At 32.1% G+C, this 12,071-nt stretch carries 12 protein-coding genes; 4 read left to right on the top strand and 8 right to left on the bottom strand.

Annotated elements, in window-relative coordinates; genetic code table 11:
- Window positions 1-48: 48 nt before the first annotated feature.
- Window positions 49-534 (bottom strand): DUF5606 family protein, encoded by a 486-nt coding sequence (locus tag ABXT06_RS14435; protein ID WP_008462651.1) that lies wholly within the window; start codon window positions 532-534, stop codon window positions 49-51.
- 60 nt (window positions 535-594) lie between these two features.
- Window positions 595-1,185 (bottom strand): peptide deformylase, encoded by a 591-nt coding sequence (gene def / locus ABXT06_RS14430; protein ID WP_008462650.1) that lies wholly within the window; start codon window positions 1,183-1,185, stop codon window positions 595-597.
- A 200-nt stretch (window positions 1,186-1,385) separates the two neighbouring features.
- Here def and ABXT06_RS14425 point away from each other — a divergent pair, with 200 nt between their 5' ends.
- Complete coding sequence (locus ABXT06_RS14425; RefSeq protein WP_354591375.1) at window positions 1,386-3,608, top strand: FUSC family protein; 2,223 nt, start codon at window positions 1,386-1,388, stop codon at window positions 3,606-3,608.
- 39 nt (window positions 3,609-3,647) lie between these two features.
- Here ABXT06_RS14425 and ABXT06_RS14420 read toward each other — a convergent pair whose 3' ends face one another.
- From ABXT06_RS14420 to ABXT06_RS14400, 5 genes are all read right to left on the bottom strand, one after another.
- Window positions 3,648-5,141 carry a malate:quinone oxidoreductase gene (locus ABXT06_RS14420; protein ID WP_354591374.1) on the bottom strand — a complete coding sequence of 498 codons (1,494 nt, stop codon included), beginning with the start codon at window positions 5,139-5,141 and terminating at the stop codon, window positions 3,648-3,650.
- 126 nt (window positions 5,142-5,267) lie between these two features.
- Window positions 5,268-5,681: a Holliday junction resolvase RuvX gene (gene ruvX / locus ABXT06_RS14415; protein WP_354591373.1), complete on the bottom strand. Its 414-nt coding sequence runs from the start codon at window positions 5,679-5,681 to the stop codon at window positions 5,268-5,270.
- A 44-nt stretch (window positions 5,682-5,725) separates the two neighbouring features.
- Window positions 5,726-6,007, bottom strand: coding sequence for a type II toxin-antitoxin system RelE/ParE family toxin (locus tag ABXT06_RS14410; RefSeq protein ID WP_354591372.1), 282 nt, complete (start codon window positions 6,005-6,007; stop codon window positions 5,726-5,728).
- Window positions 5,997-6,230 carry a hypothetical protein gene (locus ABXT06_RS14405; RefSeq protein ID WP_354591371.1) on the bottom strand — a complete coding sequence of 78 codons (234 nt, stop codon included), beginning with the start codon at window positions 6,228-6,230 and terminating at the stop codon, window positions 5,997-5,999. The genes ABXT06_RS14410 and ABXT06_RS14405 overlap by 11 nt, the downstream gene beginning before the upstream one ends.
- A 136-nt stretch (window positions 6,231-6,366) precedes the next feature.
- Window positions 6,367-6,999 carry a PAS domain-containing protein gene (locus tag ABXT06_RS14400; RefSeq protein WP_198857137.1) on the bottom strand — a complete coding sequence of 211 codons (633 nt, stop codon included), beginning with the start codon at window positions 6,997-6,999 and terminating at the stop codon, window positions 6,367-6,369.
- A 260-nt stretch (window positions 7,000-7,259) separates the two neighbouring features.
- Between ABXT06_RS14400 and ABXT06_RS14395 the strand changes: the two genes are divergently transcribed.
- Together ABXT06_RS14395 and ABXT06_RS14390 are read left to right on the top strand one after the other, a co-directional pair.
- Window positions 7,260-8,075 (top strand): 2,3,4,5-tetrahydropyridine-2,6-dicarboxylate N-succinyltransferase, encoded by an 816-nt coding sequence (locus ABXT06_RS14395; RefSeq protein WP_111424171.1) that lies wholly within the window; start codon window positions 7,260-7,262, stop codon window positions 8,073-8,075.
- Window positions 8,076-8,604: 529 nt separating this feature from the next.
- Window positions 8,605-10,128, top strand: a complete 1,524-nt coding sequence (locus ABXT06_RS14390) for an LTA synthase family protein (RefSeq protein WP_354591370.1) — start codon at window positions 8,605-8,607, stop codon at window positions 10,126-10,128.
- Here ABXT06_RS14390 and ABXT06_RS14385 read toward each other — a convergent pair whose 3' ends face one another.
- Window positions 10,129-10,878 (bottom strand): glycosyltransferase family 2 protein, encoded by a 750-nt coding sequence (locus tag ABXT06_RS14385; protein ID WP_354591369.1) that lies wholly within the window; start codon window positions 10,876-10,878, stop codon window positions 10,129-10,131.
- Between the two features lie 125 nt (window positions 10,879-11,003).
- On the opposite strand from ABXT06_RS14385, the gene ABXT06_RS14380 reads away from it, so the two are divergent.
- Window positions 11,004-12,068, top strand: coding sequence for a glycosyltransferase family 9 protein (locus ABXT06_RS14380; protein WP_354591368.1), 1,065 nt, complete (start codon window positions 11,004-11,006; stop codon window positions 12,066-12,068).
- Window positions 12,069-12,071: the final 3 nt, after the last annotated feature.

Raw genomic sequence — 12,071 nt, 5'->3', positions numbered from 1 at the left:
GTCAAGAAAACATCTTAACAGGATTATTTTATGTTTAAAGAAAAACTACTATTCTTCTTTTTTAGCTTTTGCTTTTTTAGCCGCTGGAGCTTTTTTTGGTTTTTCTGCAGCAACTGGAGCTTCTTCTTTTGGTTCTTCAGCTGCAGGAGCTAAATCTGTAACTAAACCTTTTGCTTGAAGTGTGTTGTACCAGCTTAATACTTTTTTGATATCTGATGGGTAAACTCTTTCTTCGTCATAATCAGGAAGAATTTGTTTAAAATAAGCAGACAAAGTAGCATTATCCTCTTTATGAGAAATAGCTTGTCCTTTGTTTTCTTTAACGGCAATCTGCTGCATTACTTCAGTTAACGGTTTTTCGCCTTCATAAGTATAAATCGAAATTTCAGACAATAAACTTACATTGCTTTTTAGATTTACAGTAATCTTCTTCCCATCAATTAATGATTCCGCCACAAAACCTGTACGAGTTTGTACTTTTAATTCGTATAAACCTGGTTTTCCTGAAATGGCTAAAATTTTCGTTAAATTCATTTTTATTAAAATTAGTATTAAGAATTTTATTTATTTTTTGTTTCTAATTTTTTAGAAAACTTATCTTGCTTTTTTAGCTGCAAAAAATTTCATTCTATATTCCTGAGACGTTTTTCCTTCAGTAATATTTTTCAATTTCTTTTGGATTAAACGTTTTTTTAGAGATGAAATTTTATCTGTAAACAAGATTCCTTCAATGTGGTCATATTCGTGCTGGATAACTCTTGCGATTAATCCGTCAAACACTTCCGTTTTCATAACGAAATCTTCTTCACAATATTCGATTGTAACAGTTGGTTTTCTGTAAACGTCTTCACGCACATCAGGAATACTCAAACAACCTTCATTAAATCCCCACTCTTCTCCTTCTTCTTTAACGATTTTAGCATTGATAAAAGTCTTCTTGAAACCTTTCAAATCTTTTTGTTCCTCTGAAGGAAGATCCTCATCATCACTAAAAGGCGTTGTATCTATCACAAACAAACGAATTGGCAATCCAACCTGCGGCGCTGCAAGTCCAACTCCATACGCATTGTACATTGTCTCGTACATGTTTGCGATCGTTTCTTTTAGGTTTGGATATTCTGGCGTAATATCTTGTCCTACTTTTCTTAAAACAGGATCACCGTATCCTACAATTGGTAAAATCATTTGTTTTTATTTATGTTTTATGTGCTGTAAAAACAGAATTAAAGTTCTGATATTTCAGCTGGCAAAAATAGTAAAAAATAGTCAATGAATAATTCTTATACGGCATTATTCGTATTTTTTACCTGATGCTTAAAAATCTCATCCATAATTATGCCAAAATCACTCCTACAATTCTTACCTTTGTTAGTAAACCTCTTTTTATGATTGATATAATTTCGAAATTTACTAACAGCACTTCCTTCCTCAACGCCTCTAAAGTAACTATTGCTTCTGTTGTTCCTGTTTTAGTATTAAATTTTCTAGGTCATTTTGAAATTGGTTTTACAATAGCACTTGGAGCTTTTTATACGTATCCCAGCGATATTCCGAGTTCCCTCAGCCATAAAATAAAAGGATTAATTGCCGCTTCTTTTATTGTTTCTGGAGTTAATCTTTTAGTAAATCTCGTTTATCCATTTCCTTTTCTTTTTTACATATTTTTAGGTTTTCTGCTGTTCTTATGTTCTATGATTTCGGTTTATGGACAACGAGCCACTTTAATTTCGTTTTCTGCATTATTATCTATTTCCCTTTCATTCGGTCATTTACATGAAGGCTGGGAAGCTTTTGAATATTCAGGTTTCATTTTTATTGGAGGAATTCTGTATTTAATAGTATCCCTTGTTTTTCATTTTGTTCAGCCATATAAATATGTAGAATTACAAATTGCCGAAGGAATAAAACTTACTGCAAAATATCTCAAATTAAGAGGCGATCTATGGAGCCCTGAAGCCAATAGAAAAGCAATTATAGAGAAACAGCTGGCCGTACAGGTAGAATTGAATCTTATTCACGAAGATTTAAGAAAAATGCTAATTGGAAACCAAAATGCATCTGGAACTACTAGCCAAAATAGAAAAATGCTTTTGGTTTTTATTACTTTAGTCGAAATTCAAGAATTGGCATTGTATACGTCTTTTGACCACAGTAAACTTCATGAAAAATTTGCGAAACATCCTGATGTTTTAAGAACGTATCAAAATGTGGCTTATAAACTGGCCTCCACCCTTAAAAAACTTTCCAAAAATGTCAATCATATCAGTGTTTATGTCGACAAACATGATTTAAAAAATGAACTGGATGCTCTTGAATTTGCCATTTTTGATTATGAAAAAACATTAGGAAAAGAAGAGGCTGCCGAAGGTGTCTTAATGCTGACCAATATGCTTAAATATGCTAAAAATCAGGTTGGAAAAATTAAAACTATTCAGCGTGCACTTTCTTTGGCAATGCAGTCCTATAAACTAAAAGATCAAGACAAAGAGCTCGAAAAATTCTTAACACCGCAATATTATCCGCTGCGAACCTTAATCGAAAATTTAAGTTATTCTTCATCGATTTTCAGGCATTCAATAAGATTAACTATCACTATTTTGATTGGTTTTTTCCTCGGACAAGTTTTGCCATTTCAAAACGTCTATTGGATTCTACTTACCATTGTTGTAATCATGCGTCCTGGCTACGGTTTAACAAAAGAACGATCATACAACAGAATATTCGGAACTGTTTTAGGAGGAATTTTAGCTTTCGGAATTGTATCTGTAATTCAGAATCACGTTGCACTGAGCATTTTCTCTATTGTATGTATGCTTTTAGGAATTTCCTTTACTCAGATTAACTATAAGATAAGTGCAACATTTGTTACAATGTACGTGGTTTTCATCTACGGAATTCTTACACCTGATATTAATGAGGTAATTCAATATAGAATATTAGATTCGCTTGCAGGAGCAATTTTAGCTTTTATTGCCAATCAGTTTTTATGGCCGGCATGGGAATTCATCAATACACCAATTCATATTGAAAACACAATTCGCGCCAATAGAAATTACTTAAAAGAAATTGCTGATTTTTATAATAAAAAAGGAGAAGTTCCAACTTCGTATCGTTTAGCACGAAAAAATGCCTTTGTTGAAATAGGAAATTTAATGACTTCTTTTCAGCGTATGATGCAGGAACCAAAATCAAAACAAAAAACAATGCCCTTGGTAAATAAACTGGTGGTTTTAAACCATTCTTTATTATCTGCTTTAGCGTCACTGTCTACTTATATTCAATCGCATCAAACCACTTCTGCTTCTGACTCCTTTAATTATATCATCAAGACTATTCTAGCCAATTTAGATCATTCGATTTCTATTTTACGAAATGAAGTTATAATACAAGACACTTTTTTTGAAAAAGAAGACGTGACTTTACAATTTGAAGAATTAAAGCGCAGGCATTTTACTCGTTTGGCCGAAGATGATGATTTAGATAAAGAAACGCGTCAAGCCAAAATGCAGGAAGCACAGATGGTTATTGAACAATTGATCTGGATGAGTAATCTCGCAGAAAAAATTCTAAAAAACACAACCGACCTAAAAGCAACAAATCCAGATTAATTCATCTGGATTTGTTTTTTTATTCAAATATTGAGAAGCTTAATTTAATTTCAAAACTTCTGCTGTTTGTTTTCTAAGTTCTTCTAAAAGTTCTGGCTTATCATTTAAAGTCTGACCGTAAGAAGGAATCATTGTTTTTAATTTAGCCTGCCATTCTGGTGTTTTAATTTGATGCGTAAAACATCTGCTGATTAAATCAACCATAATTGCCACAGCTGTAGAAGCTCCAGGAGAGGCACCTAATAAAACGGCTAAAGTTCCGTCATGCGTATTAATTACTTCTGTACCAAACTCTAAAACCCCACCTTCTTTTTCATCTTTTTTGATAACTTGAACACGTTGTCCCGCTTTTTCCAATTTCCAGTCTTTTGAGCGTGCTGTTGGAAGATACTCGCGTAAAGCTTTCATTCTATCTTTTGGAGACTGACGCACTTGCTCAATCAAATATTTCGTTAATGGAATATTGTGATATCCTGCAGCCAACATCGGAATTAAGTTGTTAGACTTAATAGACATAGGCAAATCTAAATAAGAACCATTTTTAAGGAAACGAGTTGAAAATCCTGCAAATGGACCAAAAAGAAGTGCTTTCTCTCCGTCAATTACACGAGTATCAATATGCGGAACAGACATTGGAGGAGCTCCAACACTCGCTTTTCCATATACTTTTGCCTGATGTTTTGCAATTACTTCAGGATTTGTACATTTCAGCCATTGTCCGCTTACTGGAAAACCACCGTATCCATTTCCTTCTGGCACATTAGCTTTTTCTAATAAAGGAAGAGATCCTCCTCCTGCACCAATAAATACAAATTTTGTATAGGCCTTACGAGTTTTTCCTGTTGACAAATCTTTAATCTTAATTCTCCAAGATTTATCTTCACGCTGTCTTAGTTTTTTAACTTCATGATTGAAGAACAAAGAAACCCCGTCTAATTTTTCTAAATAATTGAACATACTTCTTGTTAAAGCACCAAAATTAACATCGGTACCAATTTCCATATGTGTTGCTGCTAATTTTTCATCGGCATTTCTGCCTTCCATTACTAATGGCATCCATTTTTTAAGCTGTTCAAAATCGGTGCTGAAAGTCATGTCGGCAAAGATTGGATTGCTCTGAAGCGCTTCAAATCTCTTTTTTAAATAATCTACGTTTTTATCTCCCCACACAAAACTCATATGAGGTACACTTTTAATAAAATTATCTGGAGAAGGCACTTTGTTTTGCTGAACTAAGTAAGACCAAAACTGGCGAGAAATCTCGAATGATTCTGCAATGCTTATTGCTTTTTTAGGATCTATGCTTCCGTCTGCCTTTTCTGGAGTATAATTTAGTTCACAAAAAGCAGAGTGTCCGGTTCCTGCATTATTCCAAGCATCAGAGCTTTCTGCTGCAGCAACATCTAATCTTTCGTAAATTTCAATTTTTATATCTGGTTGTAATTCTTTCAAAATTACTCCAAGAGTGGCACTCATTATTCCAGCGCCAATGAGTACTACATCACTATTTGAACGTATGGTTTCGTCAGGCATAACAGTATTTTTATTTAAAGTGCAAAGGTACTTTTTTAATTGCAAAAAAAAACTAATTTTTAGATGATAAAAGTTAGGATTTTCTAAAAACTATTAAATTATAAATAAAAAATATGACGAACAGCGCTATTTTTTTGCGGAAAGATAATCTTGAAGCAGAATTGTGGCAGAAATTTCGTCTATTAAACCTTTATTCTGACGCTGTTTTTTACTTAAACCACTGTCGACCATGGTTTGAAATGCCATTTTTGAAGTAAAACGTTCATCAACACGAATCACTTTCATATCTGGAAAAATATTAGAAAAGTGAGTTACAAAACCATTAATTACAGAAGCGCTTTGAGATGGCTCTCCATTCATTTGTTTGGGTTCACCAATCAAAACCGCTTCGACTTTTTCTTTAGCAAAATAATCTTTCAAAAAATCAATTAAAGTATGAGTCGGAATCGTCGTCAAGCCCGAAGCAATAATCTGCATTTCGTCTGTCACTGCAATTCCTGTGCGTTTTTGTCCGTAATCTATTGAAAGGATTCTTGGCATGTTTTGAAATTTTTATATAAGGAAGGAAAGTGAAATTATAATCTTTAAAGAGATTCTTTATATTTTATAAAACCGAAAACGAAAACAATGTTTTTCTCAGCATCAACCTCATAAACAGAGACGTAACCTTTAAAAACATAATCTCTAATATTTTCATCATCAAAATATTTCGACTTGGTAAAATGAAAAGGATGTTTTAAATCTTTTTTAATATTTCTAAGCAAATCTTTTCTAAACTTTAGCGCTGCTCTGGGTTTATCTTTATAAATATAATAAACTTGTTCTTTTAATGATTTTAAAAATTCATTCGAAATTTTAATTGTCATATTCCGAAAATGCATTGTCTAAAATTGAATCTGCTTCGTCTACTGAATACAATTTTTCATCACCGCTTTTTAATTTAGCATAAGCTGCATGCACTTTTCTTTTATCATTTTCAAAATCAGAATCTTCTTCTATAATCCTCAATTCACTAGAAGAAAACTTACTTAACAACTTAAGCACTTTCTCTCTAATCTCTGGCTGAAATTCTAATCTAATCGCTTCCATAATACTTACATTTTACAATACAAATATAACCTTTTAAATTCATGTTTTTTAATTAAATCTAAAACCAAAAAAATCCGCCTCGAAAATTTCAAGACGGACTTTTATCCAAATATTCAAACCTAAAAAATAACTCAATTTATCTTCCGAACAAACGGCCAAAAAAACCTCTATGTTCTTCTTCCTCTCCTGCATCCTCTTCTTCAGAATAATTAGCAAACTTAGATTGTGACTTTTCATGCTCGTAAATCAGCTCCTTAATATATTCAACGTAAGTTCTCTTTTTCTCTTCTAAGAATCCGATTAAATACTTTTCGCTAAATTCTACACCGCTTGCTGCTTCGATTTGCAATAACTTTTTATACAAAGGCTCAATATGCATCGCAATTACTTCTTGCGGTACAGCTTGTCTTCTTCCGAAATAATTTACAATAACGTCGTTTTCGTCTCGGGCGATTTCAAAATCTGTAATTACCCAATAGTATCTTCCAGACTTCGCAAGGTTTTTTACAATAGCATGAAAGTTTTTTCCGTTTTTAAGATTTTCCCAAAGCACTTTAAAAATTACTTTTGGCATATCAGGGTGACGTATGATATTATGAGGTTGTCCCATTAATTCATAGTCTTCGTAACCGCAAACATCTACAAATACTTCGTTGGCATATTCAATAATACCGTAGGCATTTGTTTTACTCATAATAACCTGAGTTTTATCCCAGCTTACTTCTTTATCTATAATTACTCTGTTTTGAAGGTGATTTTCTTGATTCATATTTTACTGCTTATATGATTATTTATGGAATGGAATGTTGATCAACACTGCGAAATTAAAGCGAAGAAAAAGCAGAAATCCTGACTTTTGTCATATTTTGATATAAAAAAAACTTCTAGTGGTAGTGTTGTTAATTAAAACACATACAACATTATCTAACTTACAAATAAGAAACAAAAAGTTAAATCTGTAACATTTTCGAGTAGTTTTGCTTTTTTGCATTTCTACAAATACGTTATCTTTGCCAAAAAATTAAACGTATGAATTCTTTACAGACTATAATTGAACAAGCTTGGGAAAATAGAGCTTTATTGCAAGAAACTACAACTACAAATGCCATTAGAGAAGTTATCGAATTGGTAGACGCAGGAAAATTACGTGTTGCTGAACCAGTTGGTGACAAATGGCAAGTAAACGAATGGGTTAAGAAAGCAGTTGTAATGTATTTCCCAATTCAGAAAATGGAAACATGGGAATCTGGTATTTTTGAATATCACGATAAAATGTTGCTAAAAAGAAATTATGCTGAAAAAGGAATCCGTGTAGTGCCTAATGCTGTTGCTCGTTATGGAGCTTACATCTCAAGCGGTGTAATCTTAATGCCAAGTTACGTAAACATTGGTGCTTATGTCGACGAAGGAACAATGGTTGATACTTGGGCAACTGTAGGAAGCTGTGCTCAAATTGGTAAAAACGTTCACTTAAGCGGTGGTGTTGGTATTGGTGGTGTTCTTGAGCCATTACAAGCAGCTCCAGTAATTATTGAAGATGGTGCTTTTATCGGTTCTCGTTGTATCGTTGTTGAAGGTGTTCACGTTGGTAAAGAAGCAGTTCTTGGTGCTAACGTATGCTTGACAGCATCTACTAAAATTATCGATGTTACGGGCGATGAGCCAGTTGAAATGAAAGGTTATGTACCAGCTCGTTCTGTGGTTATCCCTGGAAGCTATACTAAGAAATTTGCTGCTGGAGAATACCAAGTTCCTTGTGCGTTAATCATTGGAACTCGCAAACCATCTACGGATCTAAAAACTTCTTTAAACAATGCACTTCGTGAGTATGATGTTGCTGTTTAATTAATATAAAAATCTTAATATGAGGGCAGTCTTTACTGCCCTTTTTTTATATACACTCAAAAATAATTAAACAAAAAATAAACAAAATTTTAACAATTAATTAAAACTAAGAAAATTATTCTAGATTTGCACTTTTTTAAAATCTAACAGAAACAAGAAAGACGACTTATTTAAATGCTTATTAATGAAAAATTACACATCAAGTTTAAAACTATTTCTTTACCGATATTTCATAATTTTTTTAATCTATCAAATTTGTAATATTTTCTTTTACATATTAAACTCTAAATACTTTGATCAAATAACCGTTCAAAATATCTTAGGAAGCATTTTGTTTGACCTATCGGCTATTTCATATATAACTTTTATTTTCTTAATAGCACATGCAATTCCTGGAAACTTTAAGTATCGCCAGAACTATCAAACAGTACTAAAAATTTCATTTTTTTTAGTCAATCTTTTGTTCATTTCGGCAAACCTAATTGATATTATATATTTTCGATTCACAGGAAGAAGAAGTACTTATAGTATGATTACTGCAAAAGGAATGGAAAAAGAAGCTTTAGGCTTGCTTTTTTCTTTTATAAAAGAATTTTGGTACATTCCGTTATTGTTTATTATTCTTAGTATTCTTTTTTGGAAATCGATACCTGATTTCAAAAGCAAAAGCGAAATAAAGAGCTTCACAAAAGAAAAATTCTTAAAGCAATCTTTTTATTTTCTTACTTCAGTTTTTTTATTACTAATAGTTGGTCGTGGAGGATTTCAAAAAAAACCTCTAAGGATTGTAGATGCCGCCAATTATAGTTCCCTCAATAATGCCCCGCTTATTTTAAATACTCCTTTTTGCATATTAAAAACAATATCACAAAAAGAAGACATTGAGAAAGTCAATTATTTTGACAAAAAAACTCTAGATTCTATCTACAAACCAATTTTGTCTTTTAAAAATGCAGGAACTGTAAATAAAAAAAATGTCGTAATAATCATTTTGGAAAGCTTTGGCCATGAAAATGTTAGTAGAAAGCAAACTCCTTTTCTAGATTCTTTGATTACAAAGTCTTATTATTTTAAAAATGGATTTGCAAACGGAAAAGTTTCTATTGATGCCGTTCCATCAATTATTTCCAGCATACCAAGTTTAATGAATAACTCTTTTATCATTTCTAGCTATTCTCTGAACAAAACGAATAGTTTACCTAAAATTCTTAAAAAAGAAGGATATACGACTTCGTTTTTCCATGGTGCTTTTAACGGAAGCCAGAATTTTGATCAATATGCAAAAGCTGCAGGATTTGAAAAATATTATGGAAAAGATGAATATGTAGGACCTGAAGCTTTTGATGGAAAATGGGGAATTTATGATGAAGAATTTTTACAGTTTTTTGCTGGAAAACTATCTAGTTTTAAACAGCCTTTCTTTAGTACTATTTTTACTATTTCTTCTCATAATCCGTACAAGATACCAGAACGATACAAAAATAAATTCCCTAAAGGGACAACAGTTATTCAGGAAAGTATTGCATACACAGATTACTCTCTGAAACTATTTTTCAAAAATGCTAAGAAAGAGAAATGGTATAACAATACATTGTTTGTAATTTCTGCTGATCATACTTCTTCTAGCGGAGAGTCAGAAATAGACAAAACCTCAATAGGAAAATTTCATATTCCAATTTTATTCTTTGATCCAGGCAATCCACAGTTTTCTGGTGTCAACAAGCAGAATTTTCAACAGATAGATATTATGCCAAGCATAATAGACTATCTTGGCATAAACACAGATTTAATTTGTTTTGGAAAAAGCTTCAAAAGCAGTCAGAATTTTGCTGTATTTTATTTACAGGGAATTTACCACTGTGTTCAAGACGACTATTATCTAGCCTTTGCAAACAACCAAGCTATTGGATTATATAATTGGAAAAAAGACCCTTTATTAAAAAACAACTTACAATCTCAAAATACATTTAAAACATTAGAAATTTCAAATTTCCTAAAAGCTTACATTCAAAACTTTAACGGGAGAGTAGTTGACAATAAACTTAGCCTCTAATTATCTTTTTGTTTTTTGAAGTTTTATAAGCTTAGCATATTTCATATAAGAGAAAAAAGCTTGAATCATTGCGATTGACAATCCGTCAAGACCGTTGAAGATTCCTTTTTTAAAGAAATAACAGCGAATAAAAGCTACAGTACCGTTAAGAACAGGTTTGAAAGCATTAATTCTTTTTCCCTGATCAAATAACTGCTGAGCATGCCATCCAGAATACTGATTCTTTTTTGCAATAATTTGATCGAAAGAATCCCATCCGTAGTGGAGAATATGTACAGCAACTTTTTTCTCGTTTTGAGCAACAATTTTCTGATGCACTTTAGAATCGGAAGGATGGGCTGTTTGTTTATTAAAAAAACGAACTTTATGGTCAGGATACCATCCAGAGAAATCAATTAATTTATCTGCTAAAAAGTTTTTTACTCTAAAACTCAAAGCATCATAATTTCCTTCTAGATATTTTTTATTTAGAATAAATTCCTCAGCATCTTTGTCCAAAAATTCATCTGCATCAAGATTTAAAATCCAGTCATTTTTACAAAAAGGCAGTCCATGAGTACGCTGCGGGCCATCTCCTAAAAACATCTGCTGAATCACCTGTGCTCCCTTTTCTTTAGCTATTTCTACCGTACGATCTTTACTGAAAGAGTCTACAATAATAACTTCGTCGCAAACTTTAAATAAGGCATCTATACATTTTCCAATGTTTTTTTCTTCATTGAAAGTAATAACCAAACCGCTAATTCCCATTGTTCATTTAATTTGTTGAGCACAAAAATATAACTTTTTAATTTAGTTTAATCTTATTAATACCATCACTTGTACACTTCATAAAATAGTTTGTACTTTAGCCTTCTAATTGAACAAAAAAATAAATGAGAATATTAGTCATTCAACAAAAAAGAATTGGAGACGTCTTAACGAGCACAATTATCTGTAACAACCTTAAAGCCAAGTTTCCAGATTCTACAATTGACTACATGTGTTATCCTAATTCGATCGATGTTCTTTTAGAAAATCCGAATATTGACAACATTATTCCGATGACTAATAAAATTCGAAAATCAACTTTTGAGTTCATTAAATTCATTTTTGAGATTCGAAGAAAAAAATATGGTGCCGTAATAGACGTATACAGTAAATTAGGTACAAGTCTAATCACATTTTTCTCTGGCGCAAAATATAAAGTTTCTTATCATAAATGGTATTCTAACATTTTTTACAATTACAGCTATGAGCGTTTCGATGCCATAAAATCAGAATTTGGTTTGGCAATTGAAAACAGATTATTATTGCTTAAACCTTTCTTTTCTGAAAAAATAACAAACGTAAAACCAAAGATCTTTTTAAAAGAATCTGAGATTATCGAAGCAAAAAATCTGCTAAAAAGCTACAATATAGATCCTGAAAAACCGTTGATCATGTTTGGTATTTTAGGAAGCGAACATTACAAAACCTATCCGCTTGATGGAATGGCAAAAATTATTGATTTTACAGTGGCCAAAACAAATGCAACTATTCTCTTCAATTATATTCCAAACCAAAAAGAGCAGGCTTTAGAAGTATATAATCATTGTTCTGAAGAAACAAAAAAGCATATCATTTTTGATTTGTACGCCACCGATTTACGTCCATTTTTAGCAATCCTTTCTCAATGCGAAATGCTGATAGGAAATGAAGGAGGCGCTGTAAATATGGCAAAAGCACTTGAGATTCCGACCTTCTCTATCTTCACTCCGTCTGTTAGAAAAGAAACATGGCAGCTGTTTGAAAACGAAGCAAAAAATGCTTCTATTCATTTAAAAGATTTAAAACCCGAGATCTACGAAGAGCATACCGAACAATACATCAAAGAACATACTTTTGAGTATTATGCCGAATATCCTTTGGAATTAATGCTTCAAAAACTTGATACTTACTTTCAAGAATATAAAAATTGAGAA

The organism is Flavobacterium sp. UW10123 (assembly GCF_040538975.1).
Classification (GTDB): domain Bacteria; phylum Bacteroidota; class Bacteroidia; order Flavobacteriales; family Flavobacteriaceae; genus Flavobacterium.
Note: the sequence above shows the minus strand (reverse complement) of the source record. Positions and strands in the feature narration are given on the sequence as shown.

Coding starts and splice junctions, on each gene's coding strand:
- ABXT06_RS14390 (WP_354591370.1), top strand. CDS start 8,605: ATGATTACTGCAAAAGGAATGGAAAAAGAAGCTTTAGGCTTGCTTTTT.
- ABXT06_RS14405 (WP_354591371.1), bottom strand. CDS start 6,230: ATGGAAGCGATTAGATTAGAATTTCAGCCAGAGATTAGAGAGAAAGTG.
- ABXT06_RS14420 (WP_354591374.1), bottom strand. CDS start 5,141: ATGCCTGACGAAACCATACGTTCAAATAGTGATGTAGTACTCATTGGC.
- ABXT06_RS14380 (WP_354591368.1), top strand. CDS start 11,004: ATGAGAATATTAGTCATTCAACAAAAAAGAATTGGAGACGTCTTAACG.
- ABXT06_RS14400 (WP_198857137.1), bottom strand. CDS start 6,999: ATGAATCAAGAAAATCACCTTCAAAACAGAGTAATTATAGATAAAGAA.
- ABXT06_RS14395 (WP_111424171.1), top strand. CDS start 7,260: ATGAATTCTTTACAGACTATAATTGAACAAGCTTGGGAAAATAGAGCT.
- def (WP_008462650.1), bottom strand. CDS start 1,185: ATGATTTTACCAATTGTAGGATACGGTGATCCTGTTTTAAGAAAAGTA.
- ABXT06_RS14385 (WP_354591369.1), bottom strand. CDS start 10,878: ATGGGAATTAGCGGTTTGGTTATTACTTTCAATGAAGAAAAAAACATT.
- ABXT06_RS14410 (WP_354591372.1), bottom strand. CDS start 6,007: ATGACAATTAAAATTTCGAATGAATTTTTAAAATCATTAAAAGAACAA.
- ruvX (WP_354591373.1), bottom strand. CDS start 5,681: ATGCCAAGAATCCTTTCAATAGATTACGGACAAAAACGCACAGGAATT.
- ABXT06_RS14435 (WP_008462651.1), bottom strand. CDS start 534: ATGAATTTAACGAAAATTTTAGCCATTTCAGGAAAACCAGGTTTATAC.
- ABXT06_RS14425 (WP_354591375.1), top strand. CDS start 1,386: ATGATTGATATAATTTCGAAATTTACTAACAGCACTTCCTTCCTCAAC.